The sequence below is a fragment of the Sphingobacterium nematocida genome (assembly GCF_900168125.1).
Lineage (GTDB): Bacteria > Bacteroidota > Bacteroidia > Sphingobacteriales > Sphingobacteriaceae > Sphingobacterium > Sphingobacterium nematocida.
The window spans coordinates 28,910-54,501 of the sequence record NZ_FUZF01000022.1; the positions used below are offsets into that span (position 1 = coordinate 28,910).

At 39.9% G+C, this 25,592-nt stretch carries 22 protein-coding genes and 2 tRNA genes; 14 read left to right on the forward strand and 10 right to left on the reverse strand.

Annotated elements, in window-relative coordinates:
- Positions 1-379 precede the first annotated feature (379 nt).
- The 3 genes from B5X76_RS18820 to B5X76_RS18830 form a co-directional block, all read right to left on the reverse strand.
- A complete protein-coding gene (locus tag B5X76_RS18820; RefSeq protein WP_079645474.1) occupies positions 380-637 on the reverse strand; it encodes a DUF6952 family protein in 258 nt (85 codons plus the stop codon).
- Positions 618-932, reverse strand: coding sequence for a thioredoxin family protein (locus tag B5X76_RS18825; RefSeq protein ID WP_079645475.1), 315 nt, complete (start codon positions 930-932; stop codon positions 618-620). The genes B5X76_RS18820 and B5X76_RS18825 overlap by 20 nt, the downstream gene beginning before the upstream one ends.
- Positions 933-993: 61 nt before the next feature.
- Positions 994-1,626 (reverse strand): peroxiredoxin, encoded by a 633-nt coding sequence (locus B5X76_RS18830; RefSeq protein WP_079645476.1) that lies wholly within the window; start codon positions 1,624-1,626, stop codon positions 994-996.
- Between the two features lie 196 nt (positions 1,627-1,822).
- Here B5X76_RS18830 and B5X76_RS18835 point away from each other — a divergent pair.
- The 5 genes from B5X76_RS18835 to B5X76_RS18855 all read left to right on the forward strand — a co-directional run bounded on the left by B5X76_RS18835 (position 1,823) and on the right by B5X76_RS18855 (position 6,635).
- Positions 1,823-1,897, forward strand: a tRNA-Arg gene (locus tag B5X76_RS18835).
- 243 nt (positions 1,898-2,140) lie between these two features.
- Entirely contained in the window at positions 2,141-3,544 is a 1,404-nt protein-coding gene (gene uxaC / locus B5X76_RS18840) for a glucuronate isomerase (RefSeq protein ID WP_079645477.1), read from the forward strand.
- 2 nt (positions 3,545-3,546) lie between these two features.
- Positions 3,547-4,584 (forward strand): sugar kinase, encoded by a 1,038-nt coding sequence (locus B5X76_RS18845; RefSeq protein ID WP_079645478.1) that lies wholly within the window; start codon positions 3,547-3,549, stop codon positions 4,582-4,584.
- Entirely contained in the window at positions 4,568-5,218 is a 651-nt protein-coding gene (locus B5X76_RS18850; protein WP_079645479.1) for a beta/alpha barrel domain-containing protein, read from the forward strand. The genes B5X76_RS18845 and B5X76_RS18850 overlap by 17 nt, the downstream gene beginning before the upstream one ends.
- Before the next feature lie 34 nt (positions 5,219-5,252).
- Entirely contained in the window at positions 5,253-6,635 is a 1,383-nt protein-coding gene (locus tag B5X76_RS18855) for an MFS transporter (protein ID WP_079645480.1), read from the forward strand.
- 35 nt (positions 6,636-6,670) lie between these two features.
- Here the strand turns inward: B5X76_RS18855 and B5X76_RS18860 are convergent, their stop codons facing one another.
- Positions 6,671-7,849: an MFS transporter gene (locus B5X76_RS18860; RefSeq protein WP_079645481.1), complete on the reverse strand. Its 1,179-nt coding sequence runs from the start codon at positions 7,847-7,849 to the stop codon at positions 6,671-6,673.
- Positions 7,850-8,033: 184 nt separating this feature from the next.
- Between B5X76_RS18860 and B5X76_RS18865 the strand changes: the two genes are divergently transcribed.
- Positions 8,034-8,106: transfer RNA gene (locus B5X76_RS18865), tRNA-Lys, on the forward strand.
- 43 nt (positions 8,107-8,149) lie between these two features.
- On the opposite strand, the gene B5X76_RS18870 is transcribed toward B5X76_RS18865, so the two are convergent.
- A complete protein-coding gene (locus B5X76_RS18870; protein WP_079645482.1) occupies positions 8,150-9,481 on the reverse strand; it encodes a metal-dependent hydrolase family protein in 1,332 nt (443 codons plus the stop codon).
- Between the two features lie 473 nt (positions 9,482-9,954).
- Here B5X76_RS18870 and B5X76_RS18880 point away from each other — a divergent pair, with 473 nt between their 5' ends.
- From B5X76_RS18880 to B5X76_RS18910, 7 genes are all read left to right on the forward strand, one after another.
- Complete coding sequence (locus tag B5X76_RS18880; protein ID WP_079645483.1) at positions 9,955-10,650, forward strand: SMUG2 DNA glycosylase family protein; 696 nt, start codon at positions 9,955-9,957, stop codon at positions 10,648-10,650.
- Between the two features lie 23 nt (positions 10,651-10,673).
- Entirely contained in the window at positions 10,674-11,024 is a 351-nt protein-coding gene (locus B5X76_RS18885; protein WP_079645484.1) for a DUF488 domain-containing protein, read from the forward strand.
- Between the two features lie 5 nt (positions 11,025-11,029).
- Positions 11,030-11,500 carry a hypothetical protein gene (locus tag B5X76_RS18890; protein WP_139375399.1) on the forward strand — a complete coding sequence of 157 codons (471 nt, stop codon included), beginning with the start codon at positions 11,030-11,032 and terminating at the stop codon, positions 11,498-11,500.
- Positions 11,501-11,502: 2 nt separating this feature from the next.
- Positions 11,503-12,567: an aminotransferase class I/II-fold pyridoxal phosphate-dependent enzyme gene (locus tag B5X76_RS18895; RefSeq protein ID WP_079645486.1), complete on the forward strand. Its 1,065-nt coding sequence runs from the start codon at positions 11,503-11,505 to the stop codon at positions 12,565-12,567.
- A gap of 203 nt (positions 12,568-12,770) precedes the next feature.
- Positions 12,771-13,064 carry an HU family DNA-binding protein gene (locus B5X76_RS18900; RefSeq protein WP_079645487.1) on the forward strand — a complete coding sequence of 98 codons (294 nt, stop codon included), beginning with the start codon at positions 12,771-12,773 and terminating at the stop codon, positions 13,062-13,064.
- 13 nt (positions 13,065-13,077) lie between these two features.
- A complete protein-coding gene (locus B5X76_RS18905) occupies positions 13,078-13,914 on the forward strand; it encodes a tetratricopeptide repeat protein (protein WP_079645488.1) in 837 nt (278 codons plus the stop codon).
- Between the two features lie 298 nt (positions 13,915-14,212).
- Complete coding sequence (locus tag B5X76_RS18910; RefSeq protein ID WP_079645489.1) at positions 14,213-15,766, forward strand: Rne/Rng family ribonuclease; 1,554 nt, start codon at positions 14,213-14,215, stop codon at positions 15,764-15,766.
- Positions 15,767-15,838: 72 nt separating this feature from the next.
- On the opposite strand, the gene B5X76_RS18915 is transcribed toward B5X76_RS18910, so the two are convergent.
- The 3 genes from B5X76_RS18915 to uvrA form a co-directional block, all read right to left on the reverse strand.
- The gene (locus tag B5X76_RS18915; RefSeq protein ID WP_079645490.1) at positions 15,839-16,273 is read right to left on the reverse strand and encodes an RrF2 family transcriptional regulator; all 435 of its coding nucleotides are present in this window, start codon (positions 16,271-16,273) and stop codon (positions 15,839-15,841) included.
- A 47-nt stretch (positions 16,274-16,320) separates the two neighbouring features.
- Positions 16,321-17,961 (reverse strand): alkaline phosphatase PafA, encoded by a 1,641-nt coding sequence (gene pafA, locus B5X76_RS18920; protein ID WP_079645491.1) that lies wholly within the window; start codon positions 17,959-17,961, stop codon positions 16,321-16,323.
- 89 nt (positions 17,962-18,050) lie between these two features.
- Entirely contained in the window at positions 18,051-20,855 is a 2,805-nt protein-coding gene (uvrA, locus tag B5X76_RS18925; RefSeq protein ID WP_079645492.1) for an excinuclease ABC subunit UvrA, read from the reverse strand.
- Between the two features lie 381 nt (positions 20,856-21,236).
- On the opposite strand from uvrA, the gene B5X76_RS18930 reads away from it, so the two are divergent.
- Positions 21,237-21,656 (forward strand): SRPBCC family protein, encoded by a 420-nt coding sequence (locus B5X76_RS18930; RefSeq protein ID WP_079645493.1) that lies wholly within the window; start codon positions 21,237-21,239, stop codon positions 21,654-21,656.
- Between the two features lie 42 nt (positions 21,657-21,698).
- On the opposite strand, the gene B5X76_RS18935 is transcribed toward B5X76_RS18930, so the two are convergent.
- A complete protein-coding gene (locus B5X76_RS18935; RefSeq protein WP_079645494.1) occupies positions 21,699-23,609 on the reverse strand; it encodes a HEAT repeat domain-containing protein in 1,911 nt (636 codons plus the stop codon).
- A complete protein-coding gene (locus B5X76_RS18940) occupies positions 23,609-25,567 on the reverse strand; it encodes a HEAT repeat domain-containing protein (protein WP_079645495.1) in 1,959 nt (652 codons plus the stop codon). Before B5X76_RS18940 ends, B5X76_RS18935 begins: the two co-directional genes overlap by 1 nt.
- Between the last annotated feature and the right edge of the window lie 25 nt (positions 25,568-25,592).

A 25,592-nucleotide genomic window follows, 5' to 3' on the forward strand; every position in this document is an offset into this window, starting at 1 on the left:
GTGGGACATATTAGTTACAATTGCTCTATATATTTATGCGGCAGAAGTGCAGGAGAAAGTTCTGTCAGCGGAAGAGCAGGGTACTTTGGTAAGAAATTAATACTTTTGACACGGTCAAAGTTTGTATAAAAAAAAGAGCTAAATTTTAATTTAGCTCTTTTTTTACAACAATTAAAAATCTTTAGTCTTAAAATAGTCTTACGACCCACCAGATTAGGGGTGTAACCTTTCAACAATAGTAAAAGTACTATAAATGCACAATATAGTAAACGCTAAATTGAAAAATAATTTTCCACATCGCAAAAGTTATAAACAATAGCGATATGGAATAATTTGTTTTGTGGAATGATAGGCTTTTGGTCGTCCAAAGACAGTACGTTTACTTGTCTATGGAGCCTAGTACGCGTTGCATGAAGGTATTCAATGCTTCTTTTTTAGGAGCTCCTTCTTTTATAAGCTTATCAACTTCGATGGCTCCATACATATTGGATATTAATTCGCCTATAACATCAAGCTCTTCGTCTTTTAGTGAAGAAACCTCTGTCAAAGCTTCTAGCGTTTCGATGGTTTCTAAAACATAGTCAGCATCGTTTTGCTCTATAAAATCTGTTAAGTGCTTAATTACTGGTAACTTCATTTAATAAATCAATTAGTCCTTCGATTTTGTTTGTTTGTACTTGATTCACCAATTTTCCATCTTTAAACGCGGCAAAGGTTGGTAAATTATTTACATTGGCCAATTTTCTAGATTCTGGATTTTTTTCTGCATCTACAACAATGAAAGTCACATCCTCATTCTCAGTAGCCAATTTTTTAAACTTAGGCTTCATAATGCGACAGTTTCCACACCACGAAGCTGCATATTGTACCATTACAGTTTTATTGTTATTCACAACTTCCTGTAAAGTGTCATTTTCTAATTCCTGTAACATAGTCGTTTGTGTTTAAATGAGAGAGGCGGAAGAAATCCGCCTCTCAAATAGTTGAAATTTCTTAGTTTGCCGATAAGTAGGATGCAACGCCATCACGTGTAGCATTCATCGCCTCTTTACCTTCTTCCCAGTTTGCAGGACATACCTCCCCATGGTTTTGTACGTGTGTATATGCATCGATCAGACGGATATATTCTTTTACGTTACGTCCTAAAGGCATATCATTTACAGACTCGTGGAATACTTTTCCTGTCTCATCGATCAGGTAAGTAGCACGGTAAGATACCGCAGAACCTTCTACAAGCGTGCCATATTCAGGATGTTCTACTTCTTTCATCTCTAAGATGCCTAATACGCTAGAAAGGTTACGGTTGGTATCAGCGATGATAGGGTATTCTACTCCTTCGATGCCGCCATTATCTTTTGCTGTATTTAACCACGCAAAGTGTACCTCGTTCGAGTCGCATGATGCGCCAATCACGATAGTATTACGTTTTTCGAATTCCGGAAGAGCTTCTTGGAAAGCGTGTAATTCTGTAGGGCAGACAAATGTAAAGTCTTTTGGATACCAGAATAACAACACTTTTTTGTTTTCTTTTTGTGCTTTTTCAAAAATGTTGATTGAAATGTAATCACCTAAATAGTCAATTGCATCTACTGTAATGCTCGGAAAATTCTTACCTGTAAAACTCATAATGTATCTTTCTTTTTTTGTACTACAAAGGTAAGTAATATAACGGCAAAAATAAATTGAAATTACCTATTGGCTATTGTCAAAATCTATGTTCTTGTCGCTATGTGTATAGTTAAAAACTATAGATCGCCGTAAAATAAAAAGAGGACTTGTTTAGAAGCTTGGATAATAATACTTTTGTGTACCCTAAAAGGATGGCCCCGTAGTTCAACGGATAGAATAGATGTTTCCTAAACATTTGATAGCAGTTCGATTCTGCTCGGGGCTACCAACTTTGTTACAGGGTAAGATTTCTTAAAATAGGAAACTTATCCCTGTATCTACCCTAAAGATGAGTCACAATCAACGCTAACGTTTTCGTAACTAATATTGAAGCTTAACTACAAATCTTCGTTATCTTGTGCTTACTTTTAAGCTCTAGATATGATAAAGCAAAATTTCTATCCATTTATATCAGGTATATTATGCCCTTAGTTTTGGTAGGATCAAGTTTTGCAACTAATAATTATTATCAATGCGAGCATTTTTAGACGAAAATTTTTTGTTAAACACGGAAACAGCCCAAGAATTATATCATAATTATTCGAAGAGCTTACCGATTATCGATTATCACAATCACTTACCACCGGAGCAAATAGCCCAAGATACAAAGTTTGACAATCTTGGACAGCTGTGGTTGGCCTATGATCATTATAAGTGGCGAGCGATGCGCGCTCAAGGAATAAGTGAGGAATATATTACGGGAGAGGCCTCTGATAAAGAGAAATTCTTGAAATGGGCAGAGGTCGTGCCCTATACCCTGCGGAATCCGCTGTATCATTGGACACATCTGGAGTTACAGCGATATTTCGGAATTACGGATCTTTTGTCGCCTAGGACTGCGGAAAGGATTTACGAAGAGACAAGGCAACAGATTGCAGAGGCTGGTTTTTCTGCAAGGGGTTTATTAAGGAGGATGAATGTTGATGTGGTATGTACGACCGATGATCCTTTAGATAGTCTAGAGTATCATCAACAAGTTGCAAAGGAAGGTGAAAGCTTTCGGCTTTTGCCTGCGTTTAGACCCGATAAAGCGATGAATGCGAGCAATGTGACGGTGCTTAATGGGTATATTGATAAATTAGAAGGTGTCACAGGCCTATCGATAAATAATTTTAAGGATTATTTAGAAGCGTTGAGAAATAGGCACGACCATTTTTCATCTTGTGGGTGTACGGTATCAGATCATGGTATCGAACATTTGTATGTTGCAGAATATACGGATCAGGAGCTGCGTGCTATTTTTGAAAAAATACGGATGGGAAAAGAGCTAAGCGACGACGAGATTGTGAAATTTAAGTCTGCTCTCTTAGTTTGTTTTGCCGAATGGAACCATGAAAAGGATTGGGTACAACAATATCATTTGGGACCTCTACGGAATAATAACACGAGAATGTTGCAGCGTAAGGGGACGGATACGGGGCATGATTCAATTGGTGATTTTCGCCAGGCCGTGGCGCTTTCTCGGTTTTTAGATCGGCTAGATAGCAACGATAAGCTCGCAAAAACCGTTTTGTATAACTTGAACCCGGCGGACAACGAGCTTTTTGCGAGTATGGCAGGTAATTTTAATGATGGATCTGTACGAGGCAAGATTCAATTTGGGTCTGCCTGGTGGTTTTTGGATCAAAAAGATGGGATGACTAAGCAGATTAACGCACTTTCTAATATCGGGTTGATTAGCAACTTTGTCGGGATGCTTACTGACTCAAGGAGTTTCTTATCCTTCCCAAGACATGAGTATTTTAGGCGATTGATATGTGATATTTTTGGGGAAGACGTGGAGCGGGGAGAAATTCCAAATGATATAGAATGGGTAGGTAAAATTATAGGGGATATTAGTTATTATAATGCTCGGGAATATTTTAGATTTTTCTAACGATGAATGGTAAAATTTTAAGCTTTGGAGAGATTCTGCTTCGTATTTGTCCGGATCTTTCCAATGATTGGGTGGAGAGTGGTTCATTACCCTTTTTTGTTGGGGGGGCCGAACTGAATGTTGCGTCTGCTCTTGCCTTGTGGGGATTGCCTTCTGCTTATCTATCTGCGATGCCGCAAAATGATGTCACAGGTAGTATTTTAGCGTATCTAAGAAATAAACATATTGAAATAGATAACATGCTGTTGCAGGGTGATCGCTTGGGGTTATATTATCTTCCCAAGGGTAAAGACTTAAAACATGCAGGGGTTATATATGACCGTGCAAACTCGTCTTTTGCAAATTTACAACCCTCCGATATGGATTGGGACGTCATTTTTGATGGGGTATCTTGGTTTCACTTTTCAGCGATTTGTCCTGCCATATCACAAGATATGGCGAATATCTGTTTAGATGCACTTAAAGAGGCGAGTCATCGCGGTATATTCGTCTCATTAGACTTAAATTATCGTTCTAAACTGTGGAAATATGGTAAAGAACCAATTGCGGTAATGCCAGAGCTTGCCGCATATGCCGATCTGATAATGGGCAATGTGTGGGCCGCACAACAGATGTTGGGAACCGCCTTGTATCCCGAATTACGAGAGTCGCAATCTTCTTATCCTCGTACATTACTGACAGAGCAGGCGAGAGAGACAAGCGTTGAGTTAATGTCGAAATTTGAAAAGTGTTCATTTGTCGCGAATACATTTAGATTTGACTATTTGGAAAAAGGTATTCAATATTTTACCACAATTTTTGCTGAAGGACAGCTTTTGCAGTCGGACGACTATGTCGCTCCTGAAATTGTTGATAAAGTCGGTAGTGGTGATTGTTTTATGGCAGGTTTAATATATGGACTATATCAACAGATAGGTCTACATGGTACGCTGGACTTTGCGACGGCTGCTGCTTTTGATAAATTATTTATACCGAGTGATGCGACACATAGTAAGGTTGCAGATATTCAAAAACGAATAGAAAATGGACAAAAAAAATAGTGTACTGCAGGCTATTGTACAGCAGGGCATGTTGCCTTTGTGCTATCATGATGATGCAGCTCAGGTAATAGCGATTGTAAATACCCTTTATCAGGCCGGGGTTCGAGTCTTCGAATTTACCAATAGAGGGGCTAATGCAGCAGAAGTATTTGCAGCATTGTTAAAGGTACGGGATGCGGATATGCCAGAGCTTTACCTTGGAATAGGGACAATAAAAGCAACTGAGGAAGCAGTTGTTTTTCTGGATTTGGGGGCAGATTTCGTCGTGTCACCAACCATTAATCCTGCTGTTGGCAATCTGGTTCATGCTGCCGGACTACTGTGGATCCCCGGTTGTATGACACCTACCGAAATTTATACTGCACAACAACATGGTGCAGCTTTGATCAAGCTTTTTCCAGCGAATATCCTAGGTCCAGGTTTTATGTCTGCAATCAAAGAGTTATTCAAAGGACAATTATTTATACCTACCGGAGGTGTTGATATAGAAATTAATAATCTAAAGTCTTGGTTTGATGCAGGTGTATGTGCAGTCGGAATGGGGAGTAAATTGATAGATCCGAAAGATACAACAGCTTTGAGCGATAAAACTATATTGGCTCTCGATCTGATCAAACAAGCACGAATAAAGTAAAATAACCGGTATAAACTTAAATTTTTATAAACCAATGACAACGACCAAAATAGGCAACTATAGATGGGTGATCTGTGCCCTTTTATTTTTTGCAACGACTGTAAATTATATGGACCGACAAGTGTTGAGTTTACTGAAGCCCACATTGGAGGAACAATTTGGGTGGTCCAATAGTGATTATGCCGATATTGCCGCTGTATTTCAATTTGTGTACGCCATATCTATGCTTTTTGCTGGGCGGTTTGTAGATCGTTTCGGTACAAAGTGGGGATATGCCTGGTCTATTATACTGTGGTCTATAGGTGCTATCATTCATGCTTATGCAATAGCTATTGGTGAAGGGATAGTAGGCACTTTCGGGTGGATAGGTATAGCATCTGTGCCTGTATCTATTGTAGGTTTTATGTTTGCACGTGCTGTTCTCGCTGTGGGTGAAGCGGGGAACTTTCCAGCAGCTATCAAAGCTACTGCAGAGTATTTCCCGAAGAGTGAACGATCGTTTGCTACAGGTATATTCAATTCAGGGGCCAATGTTGGTGCTATTCTAGCGCCATTGACAGTGCCTTGGATAGCTGGACATTGGGGTTGGGCAGCCGCATTTGAAATTGTTGGTGGAATAGGTTTTTTATGGTTGATTTTTTGGTTTATTTTTTATGAAAAACCTAGCCGTCAAAAGCGAATGTCTGATGAAGAACGTGCGTATATAAGTAAAGACCAGGAAGAAGATAAGCGTTTGAACGAGTCTGGAAATTTAGCAGATGTTACTGATAAACCCGTGTCTTGGGTTAAATTATTAGGTTACAAGCAAACCTGGGGTTTTGCGATAGGCAAGTTTATGACAGACGGAGTTTGGTGGTTTTTTCTGTTTTGGTTGCCCGGATATTTAAAAGATCAGTACGGTGTTGTCAACGAAGATATTATGTTGCCTTTGGCTGTATTGTATAGTATGACGATGATAGGCAGTATAGGCGGAGGTTGGTTTCCCAAATATTATATCGATCGAGGATATCCCGCTTATGATGGTCGTATGAAAGCAATGCTTGCTATTGCTGTCATTCCCCTCGTGGTACTATTGGCACAACCTTTAGGACATTATAGTTTTTGGATCCCGGTTGTTTTGATTGGTGTTGGGGCGTCTGCCCACCAAGCTTGGAGTGCAAATATCTTCACGACAGTGTCCGATATGTTTCCACGTAAGGCAGTAGCATCTGTTGTTGGTATAGGGGGGATGGCTGGAGGTATTGGAGGTGCGTTGATTACCAAAATAGGAGGATATCTATTTGATCATTATAAAGCATTGGGGCATATCGAGACGGGTTATACCATAATGTTTAGCTTTTGTGCTATAGCTTATCTGGTTGCCTGGGGTATAATGAAACTATTGGTTCCGAAGATGAAAGTAATACGATTTGATTAAGTTAAAAGTCAGAGTGAGAAACTCTGACTTTTAACTTAATTTTCCCGGAATACCTTCAAGTAGCTTGTCATGGCAAGCAGGAGTAGTCCGAAAAGAGAAAAAACAGCATAAGAGTATCTTAAACTGAATAGTTCGGCAATGTAGCCAATCAGGGGAGGTCCCATTAAAAAGCCGAGGTAACTAATGCTTGATACCATAGCGAGAGCTACTCCTGAAGGAATTTTAGTATGCTTGCCTGCGATAGAGTAGACCGTCGGAACATTGCAGGATACACCTAGGCCTACTAGCATAAAGCCAATGGTACTACAGAAAATAGAAGGAAAGGCAACAGAAAGCATCATTCCTAGTGACATCAATACTCCTGAAAACTGTAATGTTCGTTGTCGACCTATCTTTTGAATAATTTTATCACCTATAAATCTGCCTGTAGCCATCATGATCATAAAAGAAGCGTAACCTAACATGATAAGACTCTCCGGAGCCAGGACGATATCTTGAAAATAAACGCCGCTCCAGTCAAACATCGCTCCCTCGGTAGCCATGCTGCAGAATCCAACAATACCTAATGAAATAAGAATCTTATCGGGTTTAAAAGATGAAGAGGTACGCTCGATGTTTTGCTCATTTGGCGGGGCTAGGTGCCGTCTGTTTACTAGCACGTTCACTACAATGAGGAAGAATATAATGATAAAGTGTGGTAAGGTAGATAGACTGATATTGAGGGTTAAGAGGCCTAATAGAGCTCCTGCAAATCCAGCTAAACTCCATACACCATGAAACGATGCCATTATCGGTTTGTTATAAAGACTTTCTGCGAGTACCCCTTGCGTATTTACTGATATGTTACACATGTTGCCAATTACACCGAATAAAAACAAACATGCCCCTAACTGCCAAGCATCCGTGGCAAAAGCAATACCGCATAATATCATGCCGTAGACAATTGCTGTAATAGGCAGTATACGGTGGCTACCATATCTTGAAACTAATCTGCCTGAAAGAGCCATCGTTACCAATTGACCTATAGGGAGCATGAGCAAAATAGTTCCTAACTGAGCTTCCGTAAGCTGCAATTGTGCCTTAATGATTGGAATTCTGCTTGCCCAGGATGCAAAGGCAATACCTTGGCAAAAATAAAATAAGGAGACGGCAATGCGTATCCTCCTCTTACTAGCGGACAGATTATCGGTTGATCCAAGTACAATTGTAGACATTTTTAAAAGAGTTGAGCCTGCAAAAATACAGGAAAGACCTCAGGGTTTTGTCATTTAGATATTAAGATTTCTTGGTATCCCAGAGGGGCGGGACATCGAAAATATTGAGAAAAGAAGAATTTATGCTGAAGAAACAAAAAAAAGTATTGACTTTTTAAGGCACAGCAGTTACATTTGTGCTATTGACTTCGTAGCTCAGTTGGTAGAGCAACAGACTCTTAATCTGTGGGTCCTGAGTTCGAGCCTCAGCGGGGTCACTAAAAAAAGCCTTTCTAAGACGGAAAGGCTTTTTTCGTGATTTTATTTCTTCAAAGTATTTTTATAAATTTTGCCATCTTTTATAATAACAACAAAGTTTTTTGTTGGGTTGGCTAGCAGCTTTAGATCTTTCAAGGGGTCTCCATTGACTAACAAAACATCTGCAAGTGCCCCTTCTTCAATCATTCCCAGTTTGCCAGGATAAGGGCTCCTCAGTCCCGAAAGTTGCAATAGCTCAGCATTACCCTGTGTCACCATTTTTAGGATTTCGGCATTTGTAAACCATTTTTGCAAGCGCAGAATAAACTCGTTTTGTTTTTCGTTAAGCTCTGGTTCGAAGAGAAAGTCAGTGCCCCAAGCCAATTTGACGTTGTGTTTTTTCGCTAAAGGCCATACTTTTTCTTGACCTTCAATAACCGGTTTACGTTTTGCGACACGTTGAGGATCCATATCAGGGGTGTCATCTACTAAGTTTTGTAGACTCAGCCAAATATCCTTTTCGGCGAGAAGTTTTAGCGTTTCTTCATCCAGTAACTGTCCGTGTTCAACACATTTTACACCAGCTTCGATCGCTCTCCGGATCGCTCTTGGAGTGTAAGCATGTACGGTAACATATGTTCCCCAGTCTTCTGCGGCTTCAACAGCCGCTTTCATCTCATCCAGCGTGTATTGTGTGACGTCTACAGGGTCGTAGGCAGAGGATGTTCCTCCTCCGGCCATTAGTTTGATCTGACTAGCGCCGAAACGTAGGTTTTCTCTTACGGCAGTCAATACTTCATCGCGTCCATCAGCGATGAATGTTGCGCCATAGCGCTCAGCACGGGAGACTACCCCAAAAAAACGTCGGGATTTTTCATCTGGCGATCTAAAATCACCATGACCCGCAGTCTGACTGATAGTGGCGCCTGAAGGCCATATCCGAGGGCCAGGCAGCTTACCTGCATCAATCGCCGCCTTTATTGGGAATATAGGTCCCCCGGCATCCCGAATGCTTGTAAAGCCACGCATCAACATATTATTAGCCGATTGGCCGATAGTTTTAATTAGAAATTCCTCAGATAAATCGTTGGTCACCATTTGAGGCATTGTCAATGAGCCGAATACCATATGGACATGTACGTCTATAAGGCCGGGCATTAATGTTTTTCCAGCCCCATTGATCTTCACGACTTCCAGACCTGTGACCGCAATCGGTGATGAACTGATTTTCTGAATTATATTACCGCTGATCAACACATGGCTGGGGGCGGTTAGGGATTGTGTGGTTTGATCCAGTATTCGCACGTTTTCTAATAAAACATGATTTTGTTGCGCTTTGACAGAATAAATCGACGCTGCACTGAAAAGTAAGGTGCAGAAATAAAATAATCGCATGGCAGATGTTGTTTGGTTTTTACTAAGATACAAATATAAAATCTGTTTTTTTAATATGTTAAATAAGTTTTGAAAAATCAGAGGTGGGTTAAGCGATTCAGTATGAAGTAAATCTTGTTGTTTGTTATGATTATCGTTATTGATTATTTCCGTAACTTGCTTCTATATTAAAAGAATATAATTCATTTTTTAATGAGTAATCGCTCAGTGATGCCGAAATGACAACGGCAGGCTTTAAGCCTTAAACTTAGGCAAGATTGTTGGGGCAGAAACGTATAGATGGATCAATGTACCGTGTGCCAGCCTGAGGGTGTTATACACTAGACGGTAAAGATCTTGAGATGACAGGAGTAGCACCTGATATTGTATGTTAAGAATACGGAGGGGCATAGAGAAAAAGGAAAAGATCCTCAGCTGGAGCGAGCTATACAAGAAATTCTGAAGGACTTAAAATAATTGGAAAGAAACTGTTTATGGACGAAAGTTTTGCTGATAGGGTTATAGATTTTAATAGTGGATTGCATTATTCGGGAGAGCTTCCAGATGGTTTTCAGGTTATGAATCCTTATCTAGACAACCCGGAGACCATTCAGGTGATGCGTCAGTTCTATCACAAATACTATGGGGATTCGAGGAATCGTCAATTTATTGTAGGGATCAATCCCAGTCGTAAGGGAGCAGGAGTTACTGGAGTTCCATTTACAGATACAAAGCGGCTGTATAGCGCCTGCGGCATTGAGATGAAGTCCGCCCATACGCACGAAATATCTTCCGTATTCATGTACGATATGATTGATGCGTATGGGGGAGCAGCAGCCTTTTATGAACGATTTTATATAAACTCACCCTTTCCTCTTGCGATTGTTCGGCAAACAAAAGCCGGACAATGGGTTAATGCTAATTATTATGATGATCCGTCATTGTTTACTGCGGTAAAAGACTTTATGATAACATCTCTTAAAAAACACATCAGCATGGGGCTTGATGTCTCCAAGGTGTACGTGCTAGGGAAGAAAAATGCAAAATTTATTCAAAAATTAAATGGAGAAGCAAAGTTGTTCGGGGGGATAGAAATTTTAGAGCATCCGAGGTATATACAGCAATATAAGTCGAAAGATAAAGATTTTTATATTGCCAAGTATATCGAGGCCTTTGACTCCGGACTATAGATTCATTAAAGAATTGAAATAGGATGATTAAGATAAAGCGTATTTATGAAAAGCCAGTTCCCGAAGATGGATACCGTATGTTGGTCGATCGACTTTGGCCGCGTGGAGTCCGTCAAAGTGAAGCTGCATTAGACGAGTGGAATAAAGATATTGCCCCATCGACCGCTTTAAGAAAATGGTTTGGCCATAAACCAGAGTTATTTGATGAATTTGTGTCGCGGTATACCGAGGAGTTGAATGCTAAAAAAGAAAACTTGTTTCGTATCAAAGGTTTAGGGGAAAACGGGCTTTTGACTTTACTTTATGCGGCAAGAGATGAACGAATGAATCCGGCAGCGGTTCTGTTGCAGATAATTAACGACATAGAAAAATAACAGTAATGAAGTATATATTTTGGATATTATTCCTTTGTATGGTAAGTCACATAAGGCTGAAGGCGCAGGAGGGTCAAGATCATAGTAAATGGATTTTTGGTCCATCCTTGGGTTATCAGTATCAAAAGACAAGTTTTGTTAAAGCTTCTTTCTGGGGGCTTACGGATTTAGGATATGCAAATTACCTTCGGGTAGATGGAGGAGCAAATATGACTTGGAAAGGGGGTAAGACCCATGTCGTCCCCGAATTAGGTGTTACCTATTATTTAAGTGCCAAAGGAGTTTGGCCATTTGTCAAGATGGAGACTACTCCCTATACTATTACACCAAAAGTTGGTGTTGGTGTATTTAATATTTTTGAGGTGGGAGCTGGTTACGGTTTGGGGTTGGAGAATAAGAAGGGATTGGGGATGCCTATCAAAGGATTTAATATCTCTGTAGGATTAAGTTTGCCTCTTAACTATCATTTGTATTAAATATGACCGTATTTCAAAAGCTACATCAGCCTACAGGGAGGCTGGTCTATAATAATGGGGAGGAATATCTTTTTTTTGGCGGTACCGCTTATTTAGGTTTACTGGATAATCCAGATTATATTCAATTGTATAAAAAAGGGATAGATATTTATGGATTGAATAATGGTACTTCCCGTTCCAATAATGTACAGTTGGGTATATATAATGAGGCAGAGTATAGGTTGGCCACACGATTTGGTTTTGCTGATGCCGCTTTATTATCAAGTGGATATCTTGCCGCTCAAGTTGCTGTAAAGGCTTTGTCGCCAGGGCGAGAGGTAATATATGCTCCGGGAGCGCACCCTGCATTATGGCTTGATACAGCTTTGGAAGACAGCCGTAGATTTGTAGAATGGCGCGATGAGACGATTAATTATATTAATCAATCCGTGCAAAAAGAATTTGTTATTATATCCAATACGTTGGATAATTTGACGCCTGGTTTTTATGATTTTTCTCCCTTTGCTACGCAGTGTGATCCGGTAAAGCACTTGCTTTTTATTTTGGACGACTCGCATGGTTTAGGTGTTGTGAAGAGAGATGCTGTTTCTTTGGATCTTGGTTTTGCAGCTGATTTGGATAATATTGATGTCGTTATTGTTGCTTCTTTGGCAAAAGGGATGGGGACTGATGCGGGGGTTGTAATGGGGCCGGTCGATTGTGTTAAACAGATTAAAAAACATCCTATTTTTAGAGGAGCATCACCTCCGGCGCCTGCAGCGATTTACGCTCTTATAAATGGAGACGACCTCTACCATCAAGCATTTGATATATTACATCGGAATATCGAGTTTTTTGGTCTTAGGGTAAAAGCTAGTCCTAGGTTGAGTTGTATAAATGGTTTTCCGGTGTTTACCTCTAATGATCCTCATTTATACCGGTATCTTCTCCATAAGCATGTTCTTATTTCGAGTTTTCCTTATCCTTTCTCAAATAGTCCGCTGTTAAATCGTATTGTCATTTCCTCTTTACATAAGGAGGAAGATCTACAGTATCTAGCAGAAATGTATTTTATAAAACCTGAATAAATATTTGAAAATCAGCAAAATAATGGTAGATTTGCATCCGATTTAAAGTGCGTTCTAAACGCTTTTTCGGGGTAATCGTTTGAAAATGAAAAAAATATGTTGGATAAATGATCCGAAATATTTTTAAAGCTCATTTAAAAAAGATAATTTTGCAACCCCAAATGTGGGTTTAGGAGGAATAATATAATTACAGAATAATAGATATGACTAAAGCAGAAATTATTGCAGAAATCTCTAACAAGACTGGCTTAGAGAAGGTTGATGTACAAGAAACGGTTGAAGCGTTTTTCAAAGTTGTTAAAAATGCGATGATTGAAGGAGAGAATGTATACGTTAGAGGGTTTGGAAGTTTTGTAGTAAAAAAGAGAGCAGAAAAGACGGCGCGTAATATTTCCAAAAACACAGCGATTATTATCCCTGAGCACTTCGTGCCTAGTTTCAAACCAGCAAAAGTTTTTGTTGAGAAAGTGAAAAATGGTAATAAAGTAAAAAAATAGTTAAATTCGCCCTATGCTTAATACCAAACAAATAGTAGTAATTGTATTAGTCGTTGTACTAATGGGGGGCTTATTGGCCCAGCCTATTAAAGGTTTGGTTGATAAGGAGCAGGGCAAAACAGAAGCTAGCGCAGAGAAACCATCTTCTATGTATACATTAAAGAGTGTTTCTGAATTAGCAAAACAAGGTATTAATTCTTCTCTATCCCAAGATATTTCCGCAATTGAAGCTCAGGCTGAGAAAGCAGAAGGTGAACAAAAAGTCGCGCTTCTAGAACAGTTAGTGGCTAAGTGGGACGATGTAGCAAAACCTATTCCACAGGCATTCATCTATCAGGAGTTGGCTCAGATCGCTCCAAAATTTGAATACTGGTTGAAGGCAGGAGATGCTTTTCGTGCTGGTTATACCAATCAACAGGATACGATGATGGCTGCAGAATTGAATAAGTTTGCTATTGCTGCTTATGAAAAAGCAGTGGAATTGGATGCCAATAGTCTACCTGCGAAGATGGGACTAGGTGCAGCGCTTGTCACAGGGTCAAATAATCCTATGGCTGGTATAGCGTTACTTAGAGAAGTTGTTGCGGTAGAACCAAAAAATGTAGAAGCAAATAAAACGTTAGGTTTATTCTCTATACGTTCTCAGCAGTTTGATAAAGCAATTGAGCGTTTCAAAACTGTAATTGAAGTAAAACCGGATGCAGAGTCTTACTTTTATTTAGCTACAAGCTACGAAAAAATCGGTCTTAAGAACGAAGCTATAGCTGCTTATCAAAAAAGCAAGGAAATAGCAGCAGATCCGACCTTATCTCAGTATATCGATCGTCAGATTGAAGCATTGAGTAAATAATAATTAACAAGATTCATTAACATTATTTAAAAACATTAAAGCTATGCCAAGCGGAAAAAAAAGAAAAAGACACAAAATGGCTACTCACAAACGTAAAAAACGTTTAAGAAAAAATAGACACAAGAAAAAATAGTTCTTGTTGATAGTCTAAGGAGATTTATTTCCAAAGGCGCTATACAATCTATGGTAAACTTAGTTGTTTATCGTAGATTGTATTTTTTCATTAAACAAGTTTATGTTTCATTGGGATGATATAAGATAGTACGCGAGGTACTATTGTCCCCAAATTTAGTAGCTGTTGGTAAAGGAATTAATTATCGATTCGACCCCCGAAAACGGGGTGACTATTGCTTTACTACAGGACAAGCAACTTGTAGAATTAAATAAGGAACAGGTAGACAATCATTTTTCGGTAGGGGATATATATCTTGGCCGAATCAAGAAAATCATGCCTGGATTGAATGCAGCATTTGTAGATGTAGGCTACGACAAAGATGCCTTTTTGCATTATCTGGATTTAGGACCGCAAGTACAATCCTTACTTAAGCTTACGCGAGTAGTAAAGAACGGCAGTTATCAAGAGAATCTGCTTAATAGTCTAAAGCTTGAAAAGGATATCGATAAGGCGGGTAAGATTTCGGAAGTATTAAGCCGGAACGTATTATTGCCTGTACAGATAGCAAAAGAGCCAATATCAACAAAAGGTCCGCGACTTAGCTCGGATTTATCCATCGCTGGACGTTTTGTCGTACTTGTGCCTTTTTCAAGTTCTGTTTCCATTTCCAAGAAAATCAAAGGAAGTGCCGAGCGCTCACGACTCAAAAAGATTGTAGAAAGTATTAAACCTGCAAACTTTGGAGTCATCATACGTACGGTCTCTGAAGGAAAAGGAGTTGAAGAACTCCAGAAGGACCTTCTCGATTTGATTTCGAAGTGGGAGCTTTTTACCAAGCGCCTTAAAAAAGCTGAACCGCCACAGAAAGTCTTAGGCGAAATGGATAGAGCATCTACCATTTTGAGAGACTTGCTCACTGACGAGTTCACTCATATATATGTTAATGATCCTGTTATATATGAAGAAACAAAGTCATATGTACAGGAGATTTCGCCGGAGCTGGAGAAGATTGTAAAACTTTATAAGCATAAAGAGCCAATCTTTGATCACTTTGGTGTCGAAAAGCAGATTAAGGCAGCTTTTGGCAAGACGGTTAATTTGCAAGGTGGTGCCTATTTAGTAATAGAACATACGGAGGCATTGCACGTCATTGACGTAAATAGTGGAAACCGGATTGCGAGTAAAGAAAACCAAGAAGATAATGCGCTCTTAGTAAACAAGGAAGCAGCAAGAGAAATTGCGAGACAATTACGATTGCGAGACATGGGAGGTATAGTTGTAATAGACTTTATCGACATGCACAAGCCTCAAAATAGAAAAGAGCTGTATACCTATCTAAAGGAATGTATGAATGTAGATAGAGCTCGTCATACCATACTTCCGCCGAGTAAATTCGGCTTGGTACAAATCACGCGACAGCGCGTGCGTCCAGAAATGAGTGTAGTGACAAATGAGAAGTGTCCTGCTTGTGATGGTACGGGAGAAATTAGGTCAAGTATAGTATTGCTTGATGACATTGAAAACAACTTGAGTTTTATTCTCGAAGAGCAAAACGAAAAGGGAGTATCGTTATGTGTACACCCTTATATAGATGCCTACATTAAATCTGGGTTTATCTCTAAGCGAGTCAAGTGGTTTTTGAAATATGGGAAATGGATAAAGGTAAAACCTGTTCAATCCTATTATTTAACAGAATTTCATTTCTTCAATTCAAAGGATGAAGAGATAAAATTATAAAGAGATTAAAAAAGCTCCTCAATTTACTTGAGGAGCTTTTCTTTTACGTAACGGTTAAACTATACTATAAACCTAATCCAAACTCAATTCCTTTTCTTTATTAATTAAATGGGCGACACTGGTGTCGTTTAAGATCTGTAGCATGGCATTACGCACATCTACAAAGGTGTCTCGAATGCCACAGGCATGTTCTTCGGTACATTCTTCACAGGATCTGTAGAAATTAAGACTAACACAAGGTAACAAAGCAATAGGCCCATCAATGAGGCGCATTACCTGAGATAGATAAATGTCTTCTGGGGCCTTATTTAGGCTGTAACCACCACCGGCACCTTTTTTAGAGTACAAAATCCCTGCGTTGCGCATTTCCAACAGGATTTGTTCCAAAAACTTTTTGGGGATACGTTCCTCCTCTGCTATCTTGACAATTTGCATCGGCTCATTGCCATAATTCCGACCTAGCACCATGAGGGCTTTTATCGCATATTTAGTTTTCTTCGAAATCATAATCTGTATTCTGTAGCCTCAAAAATACGAAATAATACGACAACTTACTATTGTCCCAAGACCTCAACAATGGTGTGACCTATATTACCGTTAGGCTCCATAACATGAAGCAACGATGCTAGCGTAGGAGCAATGTCTACGACTTGAACGGATCGATTGCTCACACCAGGTTTGATACCCCAGCCCATAAATAATAATGGGATGTGTGAGTCGTAAGAAGACCATACACCATGTGTGGTGCCTGTACTACGTGGAGTGCCTGAATACCACTGCGGTTCTGCGATAATCTGGATAGCTCCACTATTTTTGCGGTTGTACCCATTGATTATTTTCTCGCGTATAGGGGCTGGTAAAAACATGTTTTCTCCCTCTTCCATATCCACTACGTAGGCAATACCGTCCTGGCTTTTTAGATTTTTAATGATGGTTCTTTTTACCTGATTTATGTCTAGATCCAGCGAATCAATTAATTTATAGTCTAGATGAACCTGATAATTCATCAAGCTACGGACAAGTTTATCGGAACCGAATTTTCCCTGTAATTCGTTATTTAATTCACGCTGTATCTGCCTAGTAAAGAGATAGCCTCCATTTCCTTTTTGGTCGGTATAGTATAACGGATTATAAGAAGCTGCGTGGTCGGCTGTCAAGAAAAAAGTATAATTCCCTTTACCGACAGTCTTATCTAGATAAGCTAAAAAGTCTGCAATATCGCGATCTAGGCGTAAATAGGTGTCTTCAATCTCTACGGCAGATAAAGAATAACGGTGCCCAACGTAATCTGTAGCCGATAGACTGACGCAAAGAAAATCTGTGTTATTTGTTAGGTTGTTTCCCAAGTTTTCATGCTCGATTGCCGCTTTTGCAAAATCGAGTGTCAACGTATTCCCCTGTGGTGTTGTTTTTATCAATTCATAGCCTGCATCTTTCATCAGTTCCGATGTTTTTCTTGGAAATGTTGGAGATTTTTCGCCAGGCCATTTACCTTCATAGACGTTGTCGTCGGCAATACTATTTGTATAGGTTTTGAGCGGATATAGCGTATTCCAGTCTTGCTTAAGGTATTTTTCAGGAAGCTTCTGTTTGTTGAATTTACTGACCCATTTCGGTAGGTCTTTCATATAGAAGGTGCTGGATATCCAGTCTCCTGATTTGGCTTCAAACCAGTAAGCAGCATCAGCAAAGTGTCCTGCAGGGAGGATACCACCGCGGTCTTTAATGGCGATACCAATTACCTTTGATTGAAAGTTGGTCGCCAATTTGAGTTGATCGGTGATTGTAGATGCCAATAGATTTCGAGGAGATTGTTTTCCCTCTTTCTCTGTTGTGCCTACTCCCTGTACATTGTCATCTTGCGTACAATACATAGGTTGGCCAGTAGATTGGATGATCCAATCGTTGCCGGCAATACCGTGAATAGACGGAACGGAACCCGTATATACCGAGCTATGTCCGATAGCAGTGTAGGTTGGTATATAATTTATTAACGTATTTTCACAAGAAAATCCCTCCTTAAGAATCCTTTTAAATCCATCGTTGCCATAGCGGTCTGCAAAGCGGTATAAATAATCCCAGCGCATTTGGTCTACCATCAATCCGACTACCAATTTAGGCCGTTCTACTTGAGCGTTTACATCTTTGACAGCCGTCAAAGCAAGTGCAAAAAAGAAGATAATATATTTTCTCATTGGAATAACTGTTTTAAAGGCAATGAAGCGTCTCTAAAAAGTGATTTAGAAGAACACCACATCTGTTTAAGGTTTTGTTGAAATACAAATTAACCCTTTTTAAGGTGATTAATAAGAAATTGACCAGTAAAACTTTCTTTACAAGACGTTAGATTTTCTGGAGTGCCAGCAAAAACAACCTGTCCACCATTTTCGCCACCACCGGGACCGATATCGATGACCCAGTCTGCAGACTTAATCATATCCATATTATGCTCTATCACCAGTATGCTATTACCTAATGCAATCAGTGCGTCGAAAGACTTGAGTAATTTCTGTATATCATTAAAGTGTAGGCCTGTTGTCGGTTCATCGAAAATAAACAAGGTTTTCTTACTGTTATTCCCTTTGATTAAGAAGGAGGCCAGTTTTATCCGTTGAGCCTCTCCTCCGGATAGTGTGCTAGAAGATTGCCCCAACTTGATATACCCCAAACCAACATCCTGTAAAGGTTGTAATTTTGCCAGTACTTTCGGTTGATCTTTGAAGAAAATCAGTGCCTCATCTACGCTAAGTTCGAGGATATCTGATACCGATTTTTCTTGGTATTGTACATCTAAGACATGTTGTTTAAATCGCTTACCACCACAGGCTTCACATGGCAGTACAATGTCGGCCATAAATTGCATTTCAATTTTTACCTCACCGTCTCCTTGGCAGATATCACAGCGCCCGCCTTCTACATTGAATGAAAAAGCCGCTGGTTTTAATCCTCCGGCTTTTGCAGCAGGAAGGTTGGCGTACAATGCACGGATTTCATCCCAAGCTTTCACGTAGGTGACTGGATTGGAACGAGAAGATCGGCCTATTGGATTCTGATCCACCATTTCTACTTGTTCAATCTGTTGGATATCACCTTCTATGCCATCAAACTGCCCGGTTTGTTCACCCGAGTAATTACCCATGGTCTTCTGAAGAGCTGGGTAAAGGATGCGTTTTACCAGTGATGTTTTGCCAGAGCCAGAGACACCAGTCACCACAGTAAATACATGAAGTGGAAAATCTACTGTAACACCTTTTAAATTATTCTCTCTGGCTCCTTTTATAGTGATAGCATCAGTCCATTTGCGCCGGTGTTGGGGTATCGCAATTTCCATCTTACCACTTAGGTATTGTCCTGTGAGTGATTTTTTATCTTTTAGAATCTGTTCGTAGTTTCCGGAAAAAATGAGCTCACCTCCATTGATGCCAGCCTCAGGTCCAATGTCAATCAGATAGTCTGCAGCTTCCATCATTTCCTGCTCGTGTTCGACAACGATCACCGTGTTGCCAATATCGCGTAGCGACTTCAGCACAGTAATAAGCTTTTGGGTATCTTTAGGATGAAGACCGATACTGGGTTCATCCAGTACATAAATAGATCCAACCAAGGAACTACCAAGAGATGTCGCTAAATTGATCCGTTGTGATTCTCCTCCGGAGAGGGTATTACTGAGACGATTCAAGGTTAGGTAACTCAAACCTACATCACACAAAAACTGAATGCGGTTTATGATCTCCCATAACAGACGCTTAGCAATCTTGGCATCATTTGCTGAGAGGTTCAAACTGTTGAAAAACAGCAACGCTTGATCTATAGGAAGCAACACAAGATCTACAATAGACTTGCCCGCGATTTTGACATAAGTAGCGTCTTTACGTAGGCGACTGCCTTTACATTCTGGACAGTCAGTTTTACCACGGTAGCGAGAGAGCATGACCCGATATTGAATTTTATAGGTCTGTTCTTCTAGCTCTTGGAAAAAATCATTCAAGCCTCTGAAATATTTATTACCTGTCCAGAGTAATTCTTGTTGCGCTGTTGTCAAATCAGCATAAGCCCGATGTATAGGGAAATCAAATTTTATAGCGGTAGCAACAAGGGCATCAAGCCAAGTGCCCATTTTTTCACCGCGCCAAGGCGCTAACGCACCATCGTATACTGACTTGCTTTTATCGGGAATGACCAAGTCAGGGTCAATGCCGATTACCTTGCCATATCCCTCGCAACGGCGACAAGCACCAAAAGGGTTGTTAAAACTGAAAAAGTTAGGTGTAGGCTCTTCAAATGTGATGCCGTCTAGTTCAAACTTATCGGAAAATGAAAAGCGTTGTCCTTCGATATCTACAGCACATTCACCTTTCCCTTCAAAATATGCCGTCTGTATCGAATCCGCAAGACGAGTAGTTGTATCATCTTCGCCATCTAGGCGGATTCGGTCTATTACAATTTCAATATCCCCCTCTTTAAAACTTTTGTTCGAAACCGATTTATCTTCAATAATTGACTCTACTTTTTCTACCTTGCCGTTAAAAAAAACACGGACAAATCCCTTTTGGAGTAGTAAAGACAATTCCTCTTTTAATTTGCGACCATTGGTCGGGTGTAAGGGGCTGAATAGCGTGATGGTGGAGTCTACAGGGTAAGTTAAAATTTTATCCACAATAGAAGAAACGGAATCCTTAGACACGACCTCGCCTGAAACGGGTGAGTAGGTTTTCCCAATACGGGCAAAAAGTAGTTTGAGGTAGTCATAAATCTCTGTAGATGTCCCTACGGTAGATCTTGGATTGCTTGTGATCACTTTTTGTTCAATAGCAATTGCTGGGGCGATACCTTTAATATAATCCACTTCCGGTTTGTGCATTCTCCCCATAAATTGGCGTGCATAGGAAGATAAACTCTCCACATAACGACGCTGCCCTTCGGCATACAAGGTGTCAAAAGCCAAAGACGATTTGCCAGAACCGGACATGCCTGTGATCACGACCAGTTTGTTTTTTGGAATGTCAACATCGATGTTTTTCAGGTTGTTGACACGTGCCCCTTTGATTTGGATATGAGATTTTGGATTGTGCTCCTTCTTATTTTGCATAACTTTCAAAGTTACGCATTTCTAAGACGCCAAGCGAAGGGACTCCCGCTATTTTTTTCTGAAAGTGTTTGTTCTTTAAGGACATCAAGAACTTTTTTCATCACAGTGTTCTTTATCGTAGGCATTCAAGAGCTCACCCGCTACAATCGGGTTCGGTTCATGCCTGTTGGTGATCCAGTGGAATCATGAAAGTTTTTATTGATTAAGCGATGCGTTTGTATTCCCAGAGAATCTTTTACAGTTAACAGACCTTCGGATACTCGGGAACCTTGTGGAGTACTTATTTCGCTGGTGCTGAGTGACGTTTAATTTCAATTGAGCTCAGGTTAACAACAAATTCGGATTAGGTTTGTTAATAACAAGGAACAAAGACTATAAATAATGAAACTTGTAGCAATAGAAGCTCACATCAATGCGCGTGTAGAGACCGTATGGAATGCTTACAACTCTGCTGAGGATATTATGCAGTGGAACCATGCTTCGGACGATTGGCATTGTACCAGTTCTATCAATGATCTGCGAATAGGCGGAAAGTTTAAAAATCGGATGGAGGCTAAAGACGGTAGTTTCGCGTTTGATTTTGAAGGTGTTTATACCGAATTGAAACCCTTTAAGAGAATAGCCTATACCATGTCTGATGGTCGGAAAGTCGAAATGGATTTCGAGTCAGACCAACAACACACAAGATTGTATATTCGCTTCGAACCAGAAACTGAAAATCCAGTAGATATGCAACGAGACGGTTGGCAGGCTATTTTGGATAACTTTAAAAAGTACGTTGAATCCGTATACTCGACCTAAGATAATATCTTATCGATTTAATATTGCTTTTTGTTGGCTTTCCTATGGATATATATACCCCAGCGTCATTAGGGTTCGTCCTATTTCGTTTTTTAATTCTTTGGGAATCTTGGTTTTTAGAATAGCTTGACAATTCAAGATAATATTATTTCGTTCCCGTGAATATATAAAATCCCCGATTATACCAGTCAGGGCGACTCGGAGTTCAATAGTTTCGTTTTTATCGGCTATTAAAGCGAGGTAAGAGCGAATGTGTTCGTGGTAATTACCGCTTCGTAACAAGTTTAGCTGTGCAAGACGTTCGACGGTGGGGGCAGCTTTATCCAATAGTTTTTCTAAGGCAAGTTCTGAAGCGTTCTTTTGTGAAAAGGAGGATCTAATCGCGGTTATTTCTTCCTCCTTGCCGATTCGGTTACTACTCCGCAGAGCCTGGGTTAGAGACGCTTCGACCAAGCGTTTGTCGAATACATCAAGAGCTTTATTAACAGTTTGTTGTACACGTAATCTTGATTTGTCATTTATCGAGACATAGGCTAAAGGAGCTATTAGCGAGGTATCTCCAATCTTAGCTGCATAATTTGCGGATTGCTGGGCAATCATTTCATATTCATCTGTCAGTCCTTTTGATACAGCTGTTGCGAAATCGTCATTGTTGCAGGCCGCCAACAGATAGAGCGCTTGTAGTCGCACAGTGCGGTAAGGCGAATTGTTGAATTCTGATAATAGCGTTTTAGAAAAATCCGAACCTTTAGAGTCCAACTTTGATAATGCTAGGTTTTGATAGGTTGGATTGTTCTTTTTTATTAAGTTAGTCCAATACGTATTATTGTTTTCAGAGGCGATCTTTTCATTCAATTTTTCAGTATCCAGAGTGCGGAAATGAGAAGTGGGATCGCCAAATAGGTGAGTTCCTAGTGCTAAGTTTAAGTTGTGTACATGGCCCAGTCTTACGCCATAGGAGAGCAAACCAATTGCATTTATAGACCATCCCTCTTTAGAAATCGATCCCGAATTTGCCCATGTAGCGATTGTATTACCCGAATTGAAAATATAATTGGCGGCTGTATAGTCGAAGTGGTTAAAAGCTCCAGCTGAATCAATATCTAAAAATATATACTGAGGTTGTGTAATCTGACGATTGATCGCAGAATGAGTGAACGCCGGAGTAGAGTCTGCTCTGAGGAAAAATAGATCAACCTCCTTTCTGTACATTTCATTAGCGATCAGGTTTGCGTCAAAATCTAACTGTTTTAGGTCTCCAACTTGTTTCTTTAAAAACGGGAAATATTCTTTATAAGCTTTAAGCTCGTCTTTTAGGGCGATCGGACAACCAGAATAGAACTTTGCTTCTGTGGATGTAACAACGTGGTCTAGAATATTGTCTCTTCGCATGCGTGAAACTTTTGCGAGATAGCTATTCAGCGCCTCATATGTCTCTTCTTTACGGAGTTTCGGATAATAAATGCGGGCGGAATATATACTTGGATATAGTCTACTAGGGGAAATTGCCAGATTGTAGAAATGAACTAATTTCTGGTTGTCGTCTTGTTTTACATATTCAAAATTAAGACTAAAATCATCATAAAAGCGATCGGAAGCTATTCCAGATTGGTTTCTGTGACTATTATTCAAAATAACCGGGATAGGTATGTCACCAATGAAGACAACACCCTCTAATGACTGTTTTGTTTTGTAGAGTTTCAGAATCTCTTTCTTGACATCATCTGGCCGAGCAAATGTGCCTGAAATAATGTAAGTTGGAGTCCCATCACTCTCTACTGCTTTTTGATAAACCTTTACTGCATCTTTTGTGTGTAAATACGATTCTTCATCAATTACAATAGCAAAAGCTTTATTGGTAGACGTTAGTGTCGGTTTTTCAATTTTCAACTGCGCATAACTCGATAGCAGCGTACAGAAAAAAGCTAGGAGAGATAAGAAATGCTTGTACATTAGCGAATTGTGTTTAAAGTTCTGCGCGCCTCATCCCGCAATTTACGGGAATGTCTAGTATCTACAATAAGTTCTTGGCAGGCTGCAATAATTTCAGATTTGCGGTAAGAATCTCCAAATCCTGTTAAAGACTCTAGCATAGCTATCCGTAGGTCTACATCGATTTTGCTGTTGCGTACGAATTCCAGATAACGGTCTATAGAGGGGTGGTAGTTGACAATCCGCAATGCAGCGATGCCCTGTTTGCGGACAACAGGTCTGTTGTCAAAGATACTTTTATCGATTTCTGCATAAGGACTTTTGAGTTGTTCTTCATAAAATCGTTCCTTTTCTTTAGCTATGTCTGCAAACACTGCCGTGGCGAAGGCCGGTTCAGCTATGTTTTTGATCAACTCCTTGTTAAAAGCATGTAATGCCATCCTTACTTGTGCTAAGACGTAGGTGGAGTGTTGATTTTCAATGTAAGCTTCTATAAGTGAAGGTATGAAGGAAGGGTCTCCGATCTTCGCCATGGTATGAATGACATATCCGCGGATTAATTCATCGGAATCTTTGATTCCTTTTTTCAATAATGTTGTTTTTGTATCACTTCCCTGCTGTAGCCCGATCGATATACAGGTATAACGTACGGATGGAGAGTCCGAAGTCTCATACTCTTTAGTCAGCAGTTTGGAAATATCTTCATATCTGTTGGCGAATAGTTGTGTGATAATTAAGCTTTTTGCATCAGCTGATTTTACTTTAGGGAGTGCTTCTAATAGTTTTTTGTTACTTTTTTCATCTAGAAAAACGCAGACAGAATCTGTGCTGCTATTGACAAAGCATAGTGTAGGGTCGCCGATGATATGTGATTCTAGACTATTGTTTAGCTGCGCCCAACGGCCAATGTTAATCCCCATATGTAGAAGCCCTATCAGGTGCAAAGGATGTTTAGGACTTGAAGAATTTACGGTGTTGGCTAGCACAGTGATCGACTGTCCTTCGGAGAATATAAATTGTCCCGCAGTGTATGCCGGAGCTGTGAAATCGCCCCTCTGATTGCCTGAAAAGACCGTAAATATTGGATTTGGTTTCACTTTTTTTTGAGCCGGGATAGCAAACATTTTATCAACAGGAGTAATAGAATCTTTCTCAGGATCTAGTTGTACTAGGGCGATATCCAATCTATTCTTTTGGAAGAGATTGATTGTTTCCTCCTCGCTAAAATTGTGATACCTTCCATTGTAGCTCTGTATTTGGGTGTTTGTGTTCAAAGTAAGCGGAAAATGCTCTTCCAGACAAAGCGATTCAGAGGCATAGGTCGACAGCGGACTGTAGGGACTGTTTACCGTTGTATAAGACAAAATATGATCTATACTATTATTTTGCTGATGTCTATTTGCTGCTTTTCGGAGGTAAGCGGAAATCTGTTGGTATTTGTTTGCTCCTGTAGTGTTCGTCGTCAAGGGTTTGATCCGTGCCGAATAGATGTTGGATTTGACACCATTAGTAGTTGACCCTCCCAGATTGTAAATGAAAAGGGCAGGGTTGGTTTTACTTTGTTCCACAAACTCGAAAGGAAGTGCAAAGTCATCGTAAAAACGGTCAGAAGGAACAGGATCAACACTGTTTGTGAGGTGTTGCGCTTTGTGTATGATAGGAATTGGAATATCTCCGATCAAAATAACACCTTCTAATTTGGAGTTATTATAAAGGAGTTGTATTTCTTTTTTTACCTGTTCTGGATTTTTCCAAGTGTGAGCGATAATGTATGTAGGTAGCTGGTTGGACTCAATAGCCATTTTATACGTTAGAATGTCTTTTTTACATTGTTCAAATGTTGTTTTGTCTACAATGATTGCAAAAGATCGATCTGATACCTTGAGTGTCGGAGGAATGAGATCCTGTGCCGTCGCTATTTGTAGGGCGGATAAGCAAGAGACTACAAAGATAAAAAGTAGTTTGGTGAAAGCCTTCATAATATGAACCAGACCAATACAATGA

Excerpts from the sequence above, each read along its gene's own strand:
- B5X76_RS18820 (WP_079645474.1), bottom strand. The coding sequence starts at position 637 with ATGAAGTTACCAGTAATTAAGCACTTAACAGATTTTATAGAGCAAAAC.
- B5X76_RS18825 (WP_079645475.1), bottom strand. The coding sequence starts at position 932 with ATGTTACAGGAATTAGAAAATGACACTTTACAGGAAGTTGTGAATAAC.
- B5X76_RS18830 (WP_079645476.1), bottom strand. The coding sequence starts at position 1,626 with ATGAGTTTTACAGGTAAGAATTTTCCGAGCATTACAGTAGATGCAATT.
- uxaC (WP_079645477.1), top strand. The coding sequence starts at position 2,141 with ATGCGAGCATTTTTAGACGAAAATTTTTTGTTAAACACGGAAACAGCC.
- B5X76_RS18845 (WP_079645478.1), top strand. The coding sequence starts at position 3,547 with ATGAATGGTAAAATTTTAAGCTTTGGAGAGATTCTGCTTCGTATTTGT.
- B5X76_RS18850 (WP_079645479.1), top strand. The coding sequence starts at position 4,568 with ATGGACAAAAAAAATAGTGTACTGCAGGCTATTGTACAGCAGGGCATG.
- B5X76_RS18855 (WP_079645480.1), top strand. The coding sequence starts at position 5,253 with ATGACAACGACCAAAATAGGCAACTATAGATGGGTGATCTGTGCCCTT.
- B5X76_RS18860 (WP_079645481.1), bottom strand. The coding sequence starts at position 7,849 with ATGTCTACAATTGTACTTGGATCAACCGATAATCTGTCCGCTAGTAAG.
- B5X76_RS18870 (WP_079645482.1), bottom strand. The coding sequence starts at position 9,481 with ATGCGATTATTTTATTTCTGCACCTTACTTTTCAGTGCAGCGTCGATT.
- B5X76_RS18880 (WP_079645483.1), top strand. The coding sequence starts at position 9,955 with ATGGACGAAAGTTTTGCTGATAGGGTTATAGATTTTAATAGTGGATTG.
- B5X76_RS18885 (WP_079645484.1), top strand. The coding sequence starts at position 10,674 with ATGATTAAGATAAAGCGTATTTATGAAAAGCCAGTTCCCGAAGATGGA.
- B5X76_RS18890 (WP_139375399.1), top strand. The coding sequence starts at position 11,030 with ATGAAGTATATATTTTGGATATTATTCCTTTGTATGGTAAGTCACATA.
- B5X76_RS18895 (WP_079645486.1), top strand. The coding sequence starts at position 11,503 with ATGACCGTATTTCAAAAGCTACATCAGCCTACAGGGAGGCTGGTCTAT.
- B5X76_RS18900 (WP_079645487.1), top strand. The coding sequence starts at position 12,771 with ATGACTAAAGCAGAAATTATTGCAGAAATCTCTAACAAGACTGGCTTA.
- B5X76_RS18905 (WP_079645488.1), top strand. The coding sequence starts at position 13,078 with ATGCTTAATACCAAACAAATAGTAGTAATTGTATTAGTCGTTGTACTA.
- B5X76_RS18915 (WP_079645490.1), bottom strand. The coding sequence starts at position 16,273 with ATGATTTCGAAGAAAACTAAATATGCGATAAAAGCCCTCATGGTGCTA.
- pafA (WP_079645491.1), bottom strand. The coding sequence starts at position 17,961 with ATGAGAAAATATATTATCTTCTTTTTTGCACTTGCTTTGACGGCTGTC.
- uvrA (WP_079645492.1), bottom strand. The coding sequence starts at position 20,855 with ATGCAAAATAAGAAGGAGCACAATCCAAAATCTCATATCCAAATCAAA.
- B5X76_RS18930 (WP_079645493.1), top strand. The coding sequence starts at position 21,237 with ATGAAACTTGTAGCAATAGAAGCTCACATCAATGCGCGTGTAGAGACC.
- B5X76_RS18935 (WP_079645494.1), bottom strand. The coding sequence starts at position 23,609 with ATGTACAAGCATTTCTTATCTCTCCTAGCTTTTTTCTGTACGCTGCTA.
- B5X76_RS18940 (WP_079645495.1), bottom strand. The coding sequence starts at position 25,567 with ATGAAGGCTTTCACCAAACTACTTTTTATCTTTGTAGTCTCTTGCTTA.